This window comes from Pseudomonas kitaguniensis, assembly GCF_049199985.1.
In the GTDB taxonomy this organism is placed as follows: Bacteria; Pseudomonadota; Gammaproteobacteria; order Pseudomonadales; family Pseudomonadaceae; genus Aquipseudomonas; species Aquipseudomonas kitaguniensis.
Genome location: NZ_JBLZPT010000001.1, coordinates 429,802 through 446,143, shown reverse-complemented (window position 1 = coordinate 446,143; position 16,342 = coordinate 429,802). Strand labels below are relative to the sequence as shown.

General features: G+C 60.2%; 14 protein-coding genes. 2 read left to right on the top strand and 12 right to left on the bottom strand.

Annotated elements, in window-relative coordinates:
* Positions 1 to 6: 6 nt before the first annotated feature.
* The 12 genes from nuoM to ACOZK9_RS02145 form a co-directional block, all read right to left on the bottom strand.
* On the bottom strand, positions 7 to 1,539 hold the full coding sequence (nuoM, locus tag ACOZK9_RS02200; RefSeq protein WP_058415524.1) for an NADH-quinone oxidoreductase subunit M: 1,533 nt from the start codon (positions 1,537 to 1,539) through the stop codon (positions 7 to 9).
* Positions 1,540 to 1,587: 48 nt separating this feature from the next.
* Positions 1,588 to 3,441 carry an NADH-quinone oxidoreductase subunit L gene (nuoL, locus tag ACOZK9_RS02195; RefSeq protein WP_421555183.1) on the bottom strand — a complete coding sequence of 618 codons (1,854 nt, stop codon included), beginning with the start codon at positions 3,439 to 3,441 and terminating at the stop codon, positions 1,588 to 1,590.
* A complete protein-coding gene (gene nuoK, locus ACOZK9_RS02190) occupies positions 3,438 to 3,746 on the bottom strand; it encodes an NADH-quinone oxidoreductase subunit NuoK (RefSeq protein ID WP_003174727.1) in 309 nt (102 codons plus the stop codon). Before nuoK ends, nuoL begins: the two co-directional genes overlap by 4 nt.
* A 2-nt stretch (positions 3,747 to 3,748) precedes the next feature.
* Positions 3,749 to 4,252, bottom strand: a complete 504-nt coding sequence (gene nuoJ / locus ACOZK9_RS02185) for an NADH-quinone oxidoreductase subunit J (RefSeq protein ID WP_421555182.1) — start codon at positions 4,250 to 4,252, stop codon at positions 3,749 to 3,751.
* Positions 4,253 to 4,261: 9 nt separating this feature from the next.
* Positions 4,262 to 4,810 carry an NADH-quinone oxidoreductase subunit NuoI gene (gene nuoI / locus ACOZK9_RS02180; RefSeq protein ID WP_003174725.1) on the bottom strand — a complete coding sequence of 183 codons (549 nt, stop codon included), beginning with the start codon at positions 4,808 to 4,810 and terminating at the stop codon, positions 4,262 to 4,264.
* Positions 4,811 to 4,821: 11 nt separating this feature from the next.
* Complete coding sequence (nuoH, locus tag ACOZK9_RS02175; RefSeq protein WP_058415521.1) at positions 4,822 to 5,829, bottom strand: NADH-quinone oxidoreductase subunit NuoH; 1,008 nt, start codon at positions 5,827 to 5,829, stop codon at positions 4,822 to 4,824.
* Entirely contained in the window at positions 5,826 to 8,540 is a 2,715-nt protein-coding gene (gene nuoG, locus ACOZK9_RS02170; RefSeq protein WP_421555181.1) for an NADH-quinone oxidoreductase subunit NuoG, read from the bottom strand. Before nuoG ends, nuoH begins: the two co-directional genes overlap by 4 nt.
* A gap of 135 nt (positions 8,541 to 8,675) precedes the next feature.
* Positions 8,676 to 10,031 carry an NADH-quinone oxidoreductase subunit NuoF gene (nuoF, locus tag ACOZK9_RS02165; RefSeq protein WP_058415519.1) on the bottom strand — a complete coding sequence of 452 codons (1,356 nt, stop codon included), beginning with the start codon at positions 10,029 to 10,031 and terminating at the stop codon, positions 8,676 to 8,678.
* Positions 10,028 to 10,525, bottom strand: a complete 498-nt coding sequence (gene nuoE, locus ACOZK9_RS02160; RefSeq protein ID WP_058415518.1) for an NADH-quinone oxidoreductase subunit NuoE — start codon at positions 10,523 to 10,525, stop codon at positions 10,028 to 10,030. Before nuoE ends, nuoF begins: the two co-directional genes overlap by 4 nt.
* 2 nt (positions 10,526 to 10,527) lie before the next feature.
* The gene (gene nuoC, locus ACOZK9_RS02155; protein ID WP_099239578.1) at positions 10,528 to 12,312 is read right to left on the bottom strand and encodes an NADH-quinone oxidoreductase subunit C/D; all 1,785 of its coding nucleotides are present in this window, start codon (positions 12,310 to 12,312) and stop codon (positions 10,528 to 10,530) included.
* A 72-nt stretch (positions 12,313 to 12,384) separates the two neighbouring features.
* Complete coding sequence (locus tag ACOZK9_RS02150) at positions 12,385 to 13,059, bottom strand: NuoB/complex I 20 kDa subunit family protein (RefSeq protein WP_003174719.1); 675 nt, start codon at positions 13,057 to 13,059, stop codon at positions 12,385 to 12,387.
* Positions 13,060 to 13,069: 10 nt separating this feature from the next.
* Positions 13,070 to 13,483 carry an NADH-quinone oxidoreductase subunit A gene (locus tag ACOZK9_RS02145; protein WP_015372409.1) on the bottom strand — a complete coding sequence of 138 codons (414 nt, stop codon included), beginning with the start codon at positions 13,481 to 13,483 and terminating at the stop codon, positions 13,070 to 13,072.
* Between the two features lie 596 nt (positions 13,484 to 14,079).
* Here ACOZK9_RS02145 and ACOZK9_RS02140 point away from each other — a divergent pair.
* A complete protein-coding gene (locus ACOZK9_RS02140) occupies positions 14,080 to 15,078 on the top strand; it encodes an ATP-grasp domain-containing protein (protein ID WP_172979585.1) in 999 nt (332 codons plus the stop codon).
* Positions 15,079 to 15,157: 79 nt separating this feature from the next.
* Positions 15,158 to 16,297 (top strand): trypsin-like peptidase domain-containing protein, encoded by a 1,140-nt coding sequence (locus ACOZK9_RS02135; protein WP_421555180.1) that lies wholly within the window; start codon positions 15,158 to 15,160, stop codon positions 16,295 to 16,297.
* The last annotated feature ends 45 nt before the right edge of the window (positions 16,298 to 16,342 follow it).

Sequence of the window (16,342 nt, the reverse complement as noted above, 5' to 3'; positions counted from 1 at the left end):
GCGCTCTTACCGGGCCGAAGCGAGTTGAGAGAAGGCGGTGCCGAACCACTGCTGCACGCCATGCATCGTCGCGGCAGAAGTGTCCAGGAACGGTTGCGGGTACACGCCGATGTAGATCAGCAGCACCGCAAGGCCGAGCACCATGATCAGTTCGCGAGCGTCCATCCCCTTAAGGACGGTGTCGGACTTGGCCGGGCCGAAGTAGGCGCGGTGGATCATGATCAGCGAGTAAACCGAACCAAACACCAGGCCGGACGTGGCGATCGCGCTGATCCACGGCGTTTGCACAAAGGCACCCATCAGGATCAGGAACTCGCCGATAAAGTTACCGGTGCCCGGCAAGCCGAGTGACGCGGCGGCAAAGAACAGACTGATGGCTGGCAGGTACGCGATGCGCGACCACACGCCACCCATTTCACGCATGTCACGCGTGTGCAGGCGCTCGTACAACTGGCCGCTGAGGATAAACAACGCGGCGGCCGACACACCGTGCGCCAACATCTGGATTACGGCGCCTTGCAACGCCAATTGGCTGCCGGAGTAGATGCCGATCAGTACGAAGCCCATGTGGGACACGGACGAGAAGGCGATCAGACGCTTGATGTCGGTTTGGGCGAAGGCGAGGAACGCACCGTAGAAGATCCCGATCAGGCCCAGGGTCATGGCGATCGGCGCGAACTCGGCCGACGCATTCGGGAACAGCGGCAAGGCGAAACGCAGCAGGCCATACGCCGCAGTCTTCAACAGGATACCGGCCAGATCGACCGAACCGGCAGTCGGTGCCTGCGCGTGCGCGTCCGGCAGCCAGGAGTGGAACGGCACCACCGGCAGCTTCACCGCAAAGGCGATGAAGAAGCCCAGCATGAGGATGTACTCGGTGGTCAGCGACATCTTGGTTTTCAACAGGTCGGCGTAGTTAAACGTAATCACGCCCGTGCTGTTGAAGTTGACCAGTACCAGACCGAGGATCGCCACCAACATGATCAGGCCGGAAGCCTGAGTGAAGATGAAGAACTTGGTCGCCGCGTAAATCCGGGTTTTCTTGCCGTCCGAAGAACTGTGACCCCAGAGCGCGATGAGGAAGTACATCGGCACCAGCATCATTTCCCAGAAGAAGAAGAACATGAACAGGTCCAGCGCGAGGAACACGCCGACAACACCGCCCAGAATCCACATCAGGTTCAGGTGGAAGAAGCCCACGTGGCGCTGAATTTCTTTCCAGGAGCAAAGTACCGAGAGGATACCCAGCAGGCCGGTCAGCAAAATCATCAACAGCGACAGGCCGTCGAGGGCCAAGTGCACGTTGATGCCGAAGCGCTCGATCCAGACGTGCTTGAATTCAAGCGCGAAGGTTGGATCGACACCCGGTGCCGGAGCAAATGAATAGTCGCCATGGGCCCACAGCCAAAGGCCGAGCGCGAGTTCCAGGGACATGGTCAGCAACGCGATCCAGCGGGGCAGGGTGGCGCCGAAGCGTTCACCCATCCAGCAGAGCAGGCCGCCGATAAAGGGGATCAGGATTAGCCAGGGCAGAATCATGACGGGCTCGTTTCCTTTCGCAGGTTCTTACAGTTCGCAAGGTTCATATCAGACCGCTACCACTACGATGGCGCCGATCACCAGCACGGCACCGATCGCCATGGACGCTGCATACCAACGCAACTGGCCGGTTTCGCTGCGGCTCAGGGCGGTATGACCGGCCTTGGCGGCGCGCGGGATCAAACCAATGGTCTGGTCGAGCGGGTCTTTGCGCAGTACATGGCTGATTGCAAGGTACGGCTTGACGAACAGTTTGTCGTAGAGCCAATCGAAGCCCCAGGCAGCGAACCACCAGGCCGACAGGAAGCGGCCGATGCCACTGTTGGCAACGCCGGTGACGAAGCGCTGCTTGCCGAGGAACAACAGCGCCGCCAGCAGGATACCGGCCAGGGCGATGGCGCCCGAGGCGATTTCCAGGCTGTGCTTGGCAGCGCCACCGGCGTGCCCGGCGCTTTCCGGCAGTACACCGGCGAGTGGCGGGGTGATCAGGGCGCCGATGAACGTCGACAGAACGATCAGCACCGACAATGGCAACCAGTGGGAGATGCCGTGGCCTGCGTGCGCTTCGGTCTTGGCTTCACCGTGGAAGGTGATGAAGATCAGGCGGAAGGTGTACAGCGAGGTCATGAATGCACCCACCAGGCCTGCGTACAGCAGGTTCTGGTTACCGCTGGCAAACGCTTCCCAGAGGATTTCATCTTTCGAGTAGAAACCTGCGGTCACCAACGGCAGGGCAGCCAGTGCGGCGCCACCGACGATGAAGCTGGCGTAGGCCAGCGGCAGTTTCTTCCACAGGCCGCCCATCTTGAAGATGTTCTGCTCGTGGTGGCAGGCAACAATCACCGCACCCGATGCAAGGAACAACAGCGCCTTGAAGAACGCGTGCGTCATCAGGTGGAAAATCGCCGCGTCCCAGGCGCCAACGCCGAGGGCCAGGAACATATAGCCGATCTGGCTCATGGTCGAGTAGGCGAGGATGCGCTTGATGTCGGTTTGTACCAGCGCGGCGAAACCTGCCAGTACCAGCGTCACGCCGCCGACAATGCCGACAAGGTGCAGGATGTCCGGCGCCAGGGTAAACAGGCCATGAGTACGCGCGATCAGGTAAACACCCGCCGTTACCATGGTTGCCGCGTGAATCAGTGCAGAAACCGGGGTAGGGCCGGCCATCGCATCCGCCAGCCAGGTTTGCAGCGGCAGTTGCGCGGATTTACCCACGGCGCCGCCCAGCAGCATCAGGGTGGCGAGGGTGATCCAGAAGTCACCGACCTGGAATTTCTGCGGTGCCAGCACCAGCAGTTCCTGGATGTTCAGCGTGCCCACTTGTTGGAACAGAATGAACAGGCCGATGGCCATGAACACGTCGCCGATGCGCGTGACGATAAACGCCTTGAGCGCCGCGTTACCGTTGTTGCGGTTGCTGTAGTAGAAACCGATCAACAGGTACGAGCACAGGCCCACGCCTTCCCAGCCGAAGTACAGGAACAACAGGTTATCGCCGAGCACCAGGAACAGCATGCTCGCGATAAACAGGTTGGTGTAGGCGAAGAAGCGCGAGTAACCGGCTTCACCGCGCATGTACCAGGACGCGAACAGGTGGATCAAAAAGCCCACACCGACGACCACGCCAAGCATGGTGATCGACAGGCCGTCGACGTAGAGGGCGAAGTTGGGCTTGAAGCCCTCAACCGACATCCACTGCCACAGCACCAGGGTGTAGTGACCGCCTTCGGGCGGCGCTACATTGAATTGCCAGATGACATAGGCGGCAACAATCGCCGACAAGCCAATGGAGCCTACGCCAATCAAGGCAGACAGGTTTTCCGACCAGCGCCCGCGAGAGAACGACAGCAGCAGGAAACCGATCAGGGGAAATACGAAAGTCAGAAAGATCATGTTCATCCGCGCATCTCACTGGCAGCGTCGATATCAAGCGTGTGGAAGCGACGATACAGCTGCAGCAGGATCGCCAGACCAATACTGGCCTCGGCGGCTGCCAGGCTGATCACCAGGATGAACATGACTTGCCCATCCGGCTGGCCCCAACGTGCGCCCGCTACGATGAACGCGAGTGCGGCGGCGTTCATCATGATTTCCAGGCTCATCAACACGAACAGAATGTTACGGCGAACCATCAGGCCGACCAGGCCAAGGCAGAACAGGATGCCGGCGACCGCCAGACCATGCTCCAAAGGGATAGCAGGCATCGTCATTGCTCCTTGGCTTCGTTGCGGCCCAAGTGGAAGGCGGTGATGACTGCAGCCAGCAGCAGCATCGAAGCCAGTTCGACCACCAGCAGGTACGGGCCGAACAGGCTGATGCCCACGGCTTTTGCGTCCACGGTGGTGTGGCCGATGGCCTGGCCGCTCTGGTGAGCGAACAGCACATACAGCAGTTCAGCCAGCAGCAGCGCTGCCAGGATTACCGGGCCGAGCCAGATGCCGGGCTTGAGCCAGACGCGTTCCTGGGCGACCGACGCCGGGCCGAGGTTAAGCATCATCACCACAAACACGAACAGCACCATGATGGCGCCGGCGTAGGCGATCACTTCCAGCACACCGGCGAACGGTGCGCCGAGGCTGAAGAAGGTCATGGCCACGGCGATCAGCGAAATGATCAGGTAGAGCAGGGCGTGCACAGGGTTAGTGTTGGTGATCACGCGAAGCGTGGACACCACTGCAATACTCGATGCGAAATAGAAAGCGAATTCCATCTTTCTTCCTTAAGGCAGCAAGCTCTTCACGTTGATCGGCTCGGCTTCGTTTTGTGCGGCGCCTTTCGGCTTACCGGCAACGGCCATACCTGCAACACGATAGAAGTTGTAATCAGGGTTTTTACCGGGACCAGAGATCAGCAGATCTTCTTTCTCGTACACCAGGTCCTGACGTTTGAACTCGGCCATCTCGAAATCCGGTGTCAGCTGGATCGCGGTGGTCGGGCAAGCTTCCTCGCAGAGGCCGCAGAAAATGCAGCGCGAGAAGTTGATGCGGAAGAAGTCCGGGTACCAGCGACCGTCTTCGGTTTCAGCTTTCTGCAGGGAGATGCAACCCACCGGGCACGCCACGGCGCACAGGTTGCAGGCAACGCAACGCTCTTCGCCATCGGGGTCGCGGGTCAGTACGATGCGGCCGCGATAGCGCGGCGGCAGGTACACCGCTTCTTCCGGGTATTGCAGGGTGTCGCGTTTGCGAAAGCCGTGACCGAACACCATCACCAGGCTGCGCAATTGGGTACCAGTACCCTTAACGATGTCGCCAATATATTTGAACATGGGTCAAATCCTCACTGAACCGCAGCCGCTGGCGTGTTCAACAACACCACAGCAGCCGTCACCAGCAAATTGATCAGGGTCAGCGGCAGGCAGAATCTCCAGCTGAAATCCATCACCTGGTCATAGCGCGGGCGCGGAATAGAGGCGCGCAGCAGGATGAACAGCATGATGAAGAACGCGGTCTTCAAGAAGAACCACAGGAATGCCAGTTGCGGCAGGATGCCAAACGGTCCGTGCCAGCCGCCGAAGAACAGCGTGACCAGCAGGGCCGAGATCAAAATGATGCCGATGTATTCGCCAACGAAGAACATGCCCCACTTCATGCCGGCGTATTCAATGTGGTAACCGTCAGCCAGTTCCTGTTCCGCTTCCGGCTGGTCGAACGGGTGACGGTGAGTCACCGCGACGCCAGCGATGAAGAAGGTACAGAAGCCGAAGAACTGCGGAATGATGAACCACAGGTTCTGCGCCTGGTACTCAACGATGTCGCGCATGTTGAACGAGCCAACCTGCACCACGATGCCCATCAGCGCCAGGCCCATGAACACTTCGTAAGACACGGTTTGCGCCGACGCCCGCAAGCTGCCCAGCAGGGCGAACTTGTTGTTACTGGCCCAACCGGCGAACAGCACCGCATAGACCGACAAACCGGCCATGGCGAAGAAGAACAGCAAGCCGATGTTCAGGTCCGCGACGCCCCAGGTCGGGGTGATCGGGATGACTGCGAAGGCAATCAGCAAGGCGCTCATGGCCACCACCGGTGCCAGGGTGAAGATCACCTTGTCGGCAAACGGCGGCGTCCAGTCTTCCTTGAAGAACATTTTGAGCATGTCGGCGGCGATCTGGAACATACCAAACGGGCCAACGCGGTTCGGGCCGTAACGGTCCTGCCACCAGCCCAGCAAGCGTCGTTCGACGAAGCTGAGCAAAGCGCCCGCAACCACCACGGCCAACAGGATCACGATGGCCTTGACGACCGAGATGATCGCGTCGATCACTTCAGGGGTGAACCAGGTCATTGCGCTGCCTCCTGCAGACCGTCAACGGTTTTGCCAAAGATCGCCGACGGAATACCGGCCAGGCCTTTTGGCAATGCAACCAGGCCAGCACCCAACTCCTCGTTGATGCGCAGCGGCAGACGCAGGGTCTGGCCCGCCACGCTCAGGCTGAGCAGGGCACCGTCGTTGACGCCCAGGCGATCAGCTTCGGACTTGGCCACCGACACGTACGCTTCTGGAATGCGCTCTTGCACCGGCGCGGCTTTGGAAGAGGTCTCTTCGCTGCCGAACAAGTGGAAGAACGGCACAACCTGCCACGTGCCTTGCGCCGGGTTGAACGGGCGCGGTACAGCGGCAAACCAGTTCAGCGCGTCGCCAGTGCTTTCGATCAGGCGAGTGCCTGGGTCGCCCGCGCGGATGTGACCACCGACTTCGTCCTGGAACTTGTTCCAGGCTTGCGGCGAGTTCCAACCTGGCGACCAGGCAAACGGCACCTGTTGACGCGGTTCGACCGAACCCGAATAGCCTTCCATGGAGAAGGCGAACGCGGTGTCGTTGTCTTGTGGCGTACGCGGTTCGTGCACGCTGATGTCGGCGCGCATCGCGGTACGGCCGGAGTAACGCAGCGGTTCACGCGCCAGTTTCAGGCCCTTGATGCGGAACGCGGCGGACGGTGCGGCGTCGACGATACGCGTAAGCTGCGGCGCGCTTGCGGCGACGGCTGCGGTGACGTGGTCGAGCTGGGTCCAGTCAATCGGCTGGTTCAGCAAGGTCGCGCGCAGGGCATGCAGCCAGCGCCAGCCTTCGTGAACCAGAATGCTGGCGTCCATGTATTTCGGATCGAACACCTGGAAGAAGCGCTGGGCGCGGCCTTCCTGGCTGACCAGCGTACCGTCGCCTTCGGCGAAAGAGGCGGCTGGCAGCACCAGGTCGGCACGTTCGCTGGTGGCGGTCTTCTGGTGGTCGGCGACGATCAGTACTTTGGCAGCATCCAGCGCGGCGTCGACCTTGGCCGAATCCGTGCGGGTGTACAGGTCGTTTTCCAGCACCACGATAGCGTCGGCCGTGCCGTCGATCACGCTTTGCAGGGCGGCGTCCAGCGACTCGCCACCGAGCATGGCCAGGCCAAGGCTGTTGGCTTCCGGCACAACCAGGCTGATCGAGCCGTTCTTGTCACGCAGCTTCAAGGCTTTGGCGATGTTGGCAGCCGCTTCGATCAGCGCCTTGGAACCCAGCGAGGTGCCGGCGATGATCAATGGGCGCTTGGCCGCGAGCAAGGCGTCGGCGATGCGCTGGGCCAGTTCCACGGCTTCAGTGTCGAGGCCTTCAACGGCCGGCGCGCTGGCGTCGAGGGCGTGGGCCACGGCAAAACCGATGCGGGCCAAGTCGTCCGGCGCTGCGTGCACGCATTCTTCGGCGATGTCGTCGAGCTTGGTTTCCGCCAGGCTTGCGATAAACAGCGGGTTCAGCGCGTGCTGGCCGATGTTTTTAACCGCGGCGTCGAGCCACGGCTGTACGCGCATGGCGTCGGCCATGTCTTCGGCCTTGCCTTTGACCGACTGGCGCAGCGACAGGGCGATACGCGCGGCGGTTTGTGTGAGGTCTTCACCGAGCACGAAAATCGCATCGTGGTCTTCGATGTCGCGCATGTTCGGCACCGGCAGCGGGCTGTCGTTCAGCACTTGCAGCACCAGGCGGATGCGCTCCAGTTCACCGGCTTCGATACCCGAGTAGAAGTGCTCGGCGCCGACCAGCTCGCGCAACGCGTAGTTGCTTTCGAGGCTGGCGCGCGGCGAACCGATACCGACGATGTTGCGACCGCGCAGCAGCTCGGCGGCTTTATCCAGCGCAGCGTCGAGGCTCAGCTTGGCGCCATCGGCCAGCAGCGGCTGGCGCGGGCGGTCTTCGCGGTTGACGTAGCCATAACCGAAGCGGCCACGGTCGCACAGGAAGTACTGGTTGACCGAACCGTTGAAGCGGTTTTCGATGCGGCGCAGTTCGCCGTAACGTTCGCCCGGCGAGATGTTGCAGCCGCTGGAGCAGCCATGGCAGATGCTCGGCGAGAACTGCATGTCCCACTTGCGGTTGTAGCGCTCGGAGTGGGTTTTGTCGGTGAACACACCGGTCGGGCAGACCTCGGTGAGGTTGCCGGAGAACTCGCTTTCGAGCACGCCGTCTTCAACACGACCGAAGTACACGTTGTCGTGGGCGCCGAAGACGCCGAGGTCGGTGCCGCCGGCGTAGTCTTTATAGAAGCGTACGCAACGGTAACAGGCGATGCAGCGGTTCATTTCGTGGGAAATGAACGGGCCGAGTTGCTGGTTTTGGTGAGTACGCTTGGTGAAGCGATAACGCCGCTCGTTGTGGCCGGTCATCACCGTCATGTCTTGCAGGTGGCAGTGACCGCCTTCCTCACAGACCGGGCAGTCGTGAGGGTGGTTGGTCATCAGCCATTCGACCACACTGGCGCGGAACGCCTTGGATTCTTCATCTTCGATGGAGATCCAGGTGTTGTCGGTGGCTGGCGTCATGCAGGACATGACGATACGACCACGGGTGTCGTTCTCGTCGGTGTATTGCTTGACCGCACACTGGCGACAGGCACCGACGCTACCAAGCGCTGGGTGCCAGCAGAAATACGGGATGTCGAGGCCTAGTGACAGACATGCCTGTAACAGGTTGTCCGCCCCATCGACTTCGAGCGCTTTGCCGTCTACGTGGATAGTGGCCATGGTTCAAAGTTCTTCGTTGGCCCGTTGTCAGCGGGCGTGGCTAATGGAATCTTGTTATTCATGTGCATCTACACAGCCTTTACGGCGTCAGCACATGAGCAGGCGCAGGGCACGGACCCTACGCCAGGTTATGCGTTACGCGCCGACTACGATCGGCCTCGCCAGAGGCGGGACGGCGGCGCTGGTAGGCGCGATGCCGGCTTCGAACTCCGAACGGAAGTATTTGATTGCGCTGCCCAATGGCTCCACGGCGCCCGGTGCGTGAGCACAGAAGGTCTTGCCAGGGCCGAGAAAACCGACCAGACCGAGCAAGGTTTCGATGTCACCTTCGCGGCCTTCGCCGTTTTCCAGGGCCATCAGCAGCTTCACGCTCCATGGCAAACCGTCGCGGCATGGGGTGCAGAACCCGCAGGATTCGCGGGAGAAGAACTGCTCCATGTTGCGCAGCAACGACACCATGTTCACGGTGTTGTCCACCGCCATCGCCAGGCCAGTACCCATCCGGGTGCCAACCTTGCCGATGCCGCCGGCATACATTTGTGCGTCGAGGTGCTCGGGCAGCAGGAAGCCGGTGCCGGCGCCGCCTGGCTGCCAGGCTTTCAAGGTGTAGCCGTCGCGCATGCCGCCGGCGTAGTCCTCGAACAACTCGCGCGCGGTCACGCCGAATGGCAGCTCCCACAGGCCAGGGTTCTTGACCTTGCCGGAGAAGCCCATGAGTTTGGTGCCCATGTCTTCACTGCCTTCGCGGGCCAACGATTTGTACCACTCCACGCCATCGCCGATGATCGCCGGCACGTTGCACAGGGTTTCAACGTTGTTCACGCACGTCGGCTTGCCCCACACGCCAACGGCGGCAGGGAAGGGCGGCTTGGAACGCGGGTTGGCGCGGCGGCCTTCGAGGGAGTTGATCAGTGCGGTTTCTTCACCGCAGATGTAACGCCCGGCGCCGGTGTGCACGAACAGTTCGAAGTCAAAACCCGAACCGAGGATGTTCTTGCCCAGCAGGCCAGCGGCTTTGGCTTCTTGCACGGCACGGTTGAGGTGCTTGGCGGCGGTGGTGTATTCGCCGCGCAGGAAGATGTAGCCACGGTAGGTTTTCAACGCACGGGCGCTGATCAGCATGCCTTCGATCAGCAGATGGGGCAGTTGCTCCATCAGCATGCGGTCTTTCCAGGTGTTCGGCTCCATTTCATCCGCGTTGCACAGCAGGTAGCGGATGTTGATGGATTCGTCTTTGGGCATCAGGCCCCACTTCACCCCGGTGGGGAAGCCAGCACCGCCGCGACCTTTAAGGCCTGCGTCTTTCACGGTCTGGACGATGTCGTCCTGGGCCATCTCGGCGAAGGCTTTGCGCGCCGCCGCGTAACCGTTCTTGGCCTGGTATTCGTCGAGCCATACCGCCTCGCCGTCGTCACGCAGGCGCCAGGTCAGCGGGTGGGTCTCGGCCGAACGCTTGATCAGGTTGGCCGGGCCGAAGGAAGTCAGGGTCATGGGTAGCCCTCGAGCAATTGGGTCACGCCAGCAGGCTGCACGTCACCGAATGTGTCGTCGTCGATCATCAACGCCGGCGCCTTGTCGCAGTTGCCCAGGCAGCACACCGGCAGCAGCGTGAAGCGGCCGTCGGCGGTGGTTTGGCCGAGGCCAATGCCCAGTTTGGCCTGGATTTCGCTGACCACCGACTCGTGGCCACCGATGTAGCAAACCATGCTGTCGCATACGCGAATAATGTGGCGGCCCACCGGCTGGCGGAAGATCTGGCTATAGAACGTCGCCACGCCTTCCACGTCGCTGGCCGGAATGCCGAGCATATCGCCGATGGCGTAGAGGGCGCCGTCCGGCACCCAGCCACGTTCCTTCTGGACGATCTTCAAGGCTTCGATCGACGCCGCGCGCGGGTCTTCGTAGTGATGCAGCTCGTGCTCGATGGCCGAGCGCTCGGTTTCACTCAAGGTGAAACGGTCTGTCTGGATAAGCGTGCTATTCATGCTTAGCGGTCCACGTCGGCCATAACGAAATCGATACTACCCAGGTACGCAATCAAGTCCGCGACCATTTCACCTTTGATCACCGAAGGGATCTGCTGCAGGTGCGGGAAGCTTGGGGTACGAATCCGGGTGCGGTAGCTCATGGTGCCGCCATCGCTCGTCAGGTAATAACTGTTGATACCCTTGGTCGCTTCAATCATCTGGAAGGATTCGTTGGCCGGCATTACCGGGCCCCACGAAACTTGCAGGAAGTGCGTGATCAGGGTTTCGATGTGCTGCAGCGTGCGCTCTTTCGGCGGCGGCGTGGTCAGCGGGTGATCCGCCTTGTACGGGCCGGCCGGCATGTTGCGCATGCACTGCTCGATGATCTTCAGGCTCTGGCGCATTTCTTCAACGCGCACGATGCAACGGTCATAGGCATCGCCGTTGGCCGCCAGCGGTACTTCGAATTCGAAGTTTTCGTAGCCGGAGTACGGGCGCGCTTTACGCAGGTCGAAATCGCAACCGGTGGAACGCAAGCCAGCACCGGTGACGCCCCATTCCAGGGCCTCTTTGGTGTTGTAGGCCGCGACGCCGATGGTACGCCCCTTGAGAATGCTGTTGTCCAACGCGGCTTTCTGGTACTCGTCCAGACGCTTGGGCATCCAGTCGATGAATTCCTTGACCAGCCGCTCCCAACCGTTCGGCAGGTCGTGGGCCACGCCGCCGATGCGATACCAGGCAGGGTGCAGGCGGAAACCGGTCACCGCTTCGATGACCTTGTAGGCGCGCTGACGGTCGGTGAAGGTAAAGAACACCGGGGTCATGGCGCCGACGTCCTGAATATACGTACCCAGGAACAGCAGGTGGCTGGTGATGCGGAAGAACTCGGCCATCATAATGCGGATAGTGTCGACGCGGTCCGGCACTTTGATACCGGCCAGCTTCTCGACCGAGAGCACGTACGGCAGGTTGTTCATCACGCCGCCGAGGTAGTCGATACGGTCGGTGTACGGGATGAAACTGTGCCAGGACTGACGCTCAGCCATTTTTTCGGCACCACGGTGGTGGTAACCGACGTCCGGCACGCAGTCGACGATTTCTTCGCCGTCCAGTTGCAGGATGATACGGAACGCACCGTGCGCCGAAGGGTGGTTCGGGCCAAGGTTGAGGAACATGTAGTCCTCGTTGGTCCCTGAACGCTTCATGCCCCAGTCTTCAGGGCGAAAGCGCGCGGCTTCCTCTTCCAACTGCTGTTTGGCCAGGGTCAGGCTGAACGGGTCGAATTCAGTCGCGCGGGCAGGGAAGTCCTTGCGCAGCGGGTGACCTTCCCAAGTCGGCGGCATCATGATGCGCGACAGGTGCGGGTGGCCCGGGAAGTCGATGCCGAACATGTCCCAGACTTCGCGCTCGTACCAGTTGGCGTTGGGCCAGATGCCGGTCACGGTCGGCACGCTCAGGTCGCTTTCGCTCAGCGCAACCTTGATCATCACGTCGCTGTTACGTTCCAGCGACATCAGGTGGTAGAACACGGTGAAATCGGCGCCGCTCGGCAGCCCTTGGCGCTTGGTGCGCAAGCGCTCGTCCACGCCATGCAGGTCATAGAGCATGACGTACGGCTTGGGCAGGTTGCGCAGGAAGCTCAGTACTTCGACGAGCTTGGCGCGCGCCACCCACAGCACCGGCATACCGGTGCGCGTGGCCTGGGCGGTGAAGGCCTCAGGGCCAAAACGGTGATTGAGTTCGACGACCACATCCTGGTCGTCTGCCTTATAAGGCGGGATGCGTCGAGCACTGCCTGTAGTCATGGTTTTTTATCGCTTTGGGTCAACGTAAAGAATGAAGCCAGGTGTTCGTTCTATATAAGAAGCGGTGCTGGATCAGACTTCGTCGGGGCTGCGCAGGTTGGTGACTGCGATACGCTGTTCGCGGCGCTGTTCCTTTTGCGACGGCATCTCGGCGCGGTACACGCCTTGATCGCCGACAACCCAGGACAACGGGCGACGCTCCTTGCCAATCGATTCCTGCAACAGCATCAAGCCTTGCAAAAATGCTTCAGGGCGGGGCGGGCAGCCAGGCACGTAGACGTCCACGGGCAGGAACTTGTCCACGCCCTGAACCACCGAGTAGATGTCATACATGCCGCCGGAGTTGGCGCACGAACCCATGGAGATAACCCACTTCGGTTCAAGCATTTGCTCGTAGAGGCGCTGAATGATCGGCGCCATCTTGATAAAGCAGGTGCCGGCGATAACCATGAAGTCGGCCTGACGCGGTGATGCCCGGATAACTTCGGCGCCAAAGCGCGCGATGTCGTGGGGCGCCGTGAAGGCAGTGGTCATTTCCACGTAGCAGCACGACAGGCCAAAGTTGTACGGCCACAAGGAGTTTTTACGCCCCCAGTTAACCGCGCCACTCAGCACGTCTTCGAGCTTGCCCATGTAGATGTTTTTGTGGACTTGGTCTTCTAACGGGTCGGAAACGGTTTCCCGTTCGCCGATGGGGTACTGCTCGTTAGGAGCATCCGGGTCGATCCTGGTGAGATTGTATTGCATCGCCAAAGCCTCATTGTTTCAGCTTCGCTTGCCGCTTGCGACGAGCTTCCGGAGCCCAATCAAGGGCGCCCACTCGAAATAGGTAGACAAGGCCTGCCAACAGAATTGCTATGAAAACGAGGGCTTCGACGAATCCGGTCCAGCCGCTTTCGCGGACAGACACAGACCAGGCAAAGAGAAAAAGGGCTTCGATGTCGAAGATCACGAAGAGCATCGCGACCAGATAGAATTTGGCTGAGAGCCGCAAGCGGGCGCCACCTGTGGGCAGCATGCCGGACTCGAACGGTTCATTTTTGCTGCGGCCCCAGGCTTTTGACCCAAGAAGGCTGGAGACACCGAGCATGAAGGCGCAAAGGCCTACAACACCGAGGAGGAAAATGGCAAAGCCCCAGTTGTGGGCGATGAGTCCTGTCGCTTCGGTCATGCTGGAAATCCTTAACAGAGAGCAAAAGCCTCTGAGCTCGAAAAAGTAACGAGGCAGTGACGATATGTCGCACTGCAATCAATCGCGGTGATTTTATGGCTAAACACCGGGCAAGTAAAATTCCGAGAGCGAAATTATTCGATGGAATAAGCACATAGTGCACCTTCTTGGGGCTTTGGCCCATGCGGGGCGGGCGTTAGCGGGTTTTTGAGTAATTAACTTTTGTTTGTTCGACAGCGCAGTTTTCATGTTCTAAATGATAATGAATATTGTTTGCGTGGGTTTTAAACAGCAGGGCGGTGTTTAGCGGGGAAAGTTGTCGTTACTTGCGCGCATGGTGCAAGTTGGTAAAAACCATCTTTTAAGTGATTTTGCGCAGCGGGGGGCTGCGCTGGATCAATGTTTGGCGAAAAAAGGCCTTGCGCCGCGTGCCCGTTGCACGTTCGCGGCATTGGGTACTCGGTGACACGGCGAAACAGGAATTAAGTAGCCTTTTGCATCATGTCCGTTAAGGTGTGGGAAAAATTACCTGCCATTCAGAACTGCTGCCCATACGGTGCCGCAGGTTTCGCCGATGTTCATTGAGGAGCACCCACGTGATCTGGTTTCTTGAAGGTCAATCCAGCCAACGCGAGATTATTATCGGCGCGCGCGAGGCGTTACCGGCGAGTGTGAAGGTGTTCGCGTCTCACCGTCAGGATCGGCCCGAGATCACCGGGCAAGCCGACGTCGCTTTTCAAGAACCGCTGGACCCCGACGAGCGTATCGACTGGGTGCTTGAAACGGCCGTAGAGCAGCGTATTAAAGTCGTCCTCGCGGGGCGCACCGGCAGTCAATACGAAGCCGCACGCAGCCGATTCGAGGCCGCAGGTGTGTGCCTGGTAACCGGCGGCCTGAGCATGGATACCTTTAACAAGGTTGACGATAAAAGCCTGTTCACGGCCGAAGCAGAACGCGCTGGCCTGGCCTGCACGCCGGCTATCACCGTGACCAATGCCCAGGAACTGGCGGCGGCCCATGCGCTGCTGTCGAGTCAGGGCGAGGTCTGCATCAAGCCTGTGGTCGGCATTTATGGCCAGGGTTTCTGGCGGTTCAAATCGGCCGCCGACCCGTTCCGCTGTCTGGAAAACCCGGACGCGCGCGAAGTCGACTTTCAAACCTACCTGAGCCTGTACGCGGCTGCGGCAGAGCGCGTGCCCATGCTGGTCATGCCGTACCTGGCCGGCAGCGAGTGTTCGGTGGACATGGTGTGTGAGGCGGGCAAGCCGGTCGCATTTGTGGGCAGGCGAAAACAGGGCGTGCATCAGACCTTCGAACGCGAGTCCGCCGCCGTGGCGCTGGCGCTCAAGGCCGCGGCGCATTTTCAGTGCGACGGCTTGGTCAACGTGCAAACGCGCGACGATAATGCAGGTGTGCCGCACTTGCTGGAGATCAACCCGCGCTATTCCGGTGGCATCGGCTACACGCGCGCGACCGGGGTAAACCTGCCGGGCATATTTGCCACTCGTCGCTTGGGCCTGCCCGAGCCGATTAGCCGCTGGGTCGAGGGCGTACGCGTCAAGCCGATCACGGTTGCTGTGCTTGCGCCTTCCTGATATGACGGTGCTATGCAAAGGGTGAATGATTGTGGATGTATTGGCATAATCGCCGCCACATCGAACAGGGAAGGTTAGGATGAAGGTGCTTACACCCGGAGCAAACACCGCTATTTCAGGTGTAAACACTGTATGGACACTCAAATCCGGGCACGCCAGCGCCTTCGGTGAATACGCTGCCGTTGCGTTAATCCCGGTCACCGACAAGCGTCTGCCGACGGGCGATGCTGCGCTGTTCCAAATCACTCAGAAGTGGATGGAGTGGAGCGGCGACCCAGCCTGCGTTGGCTGCTCCCTGGATTTGTCGGCGCTGCCTGGCGGCAGTGAAGGGCTGTTGCTGGTGGTGTATACGTTTGCCGCAGCAGCCCCCGTCAGCGAACTCAAGTCATTGCAGCTACAGGTCGACAACCACGTCGAACTGCACCTGGATTTGCGCAACAACGGCGAATCGGCCATTGTCATCGGGGAGTTTTATAAACGTAACGATCAGTGGAAGTTCCGCGCGCTCGCCGAAGGTTCGGCCTACGGTCTGGCTGCTATGGGCCGGCGCATGGGCATCAGCATCAACGACGCACACCCTGATCGTCGCCCGCATTCAAGTGATTCTGCAAGAAACCGGGATTCTGCCACGGGCACCGGTTTTGCCGTTTCACCCAGTCACGTCTTGACCTGCGCGCATGTCATCGAAGGCATGCAGGAACTGCACATCGCCTCTTTTGCCGGCCGCTACCGCGCTGAAGTGGTGGTGGTTGATCAACGCAACGATATTGCCCTGTTACGTATTCAAGAGTGCCCGCCGCTGTCGCCAGTGCGCTTCAAGGACGGCGCGGGATGCGCGTTGGGCGAATCAGTGATTGCCTTGGGGTTTCCCATGGCGGGCCTCGCCGGTGGCGGTGTTCACGTAACCCAGGGCGGTGTGTCAAGTTTGTTCGGGTTACACAACGACGCCAGTTTGCTGCAATTCACCGCCGCCATTCAGCCAGGTTCAAGTGGCAGCCCGTTGTTTGACAGTAGCGGCGGGGTTATCGCGATGGTCACGTCGACCTTGCCGGACGCGCAAAACATGAATTTTGCGGTCAAGGCGGGCCTGCTGTTGGCCTTCCTTGATGGCTGCCACGTTACCCCGGCCAAATCACCAGCGGGTCGAACGTATTCGACCTCGGACATGGCCCGTGAAGCTCAATCCTCGCTCTGGCGGATCGAAGCCAGAAATCCGTAGAGGCACCCAGTTTGAAGAAGTAGTGAGAGGCGTTGCGCTCACTTA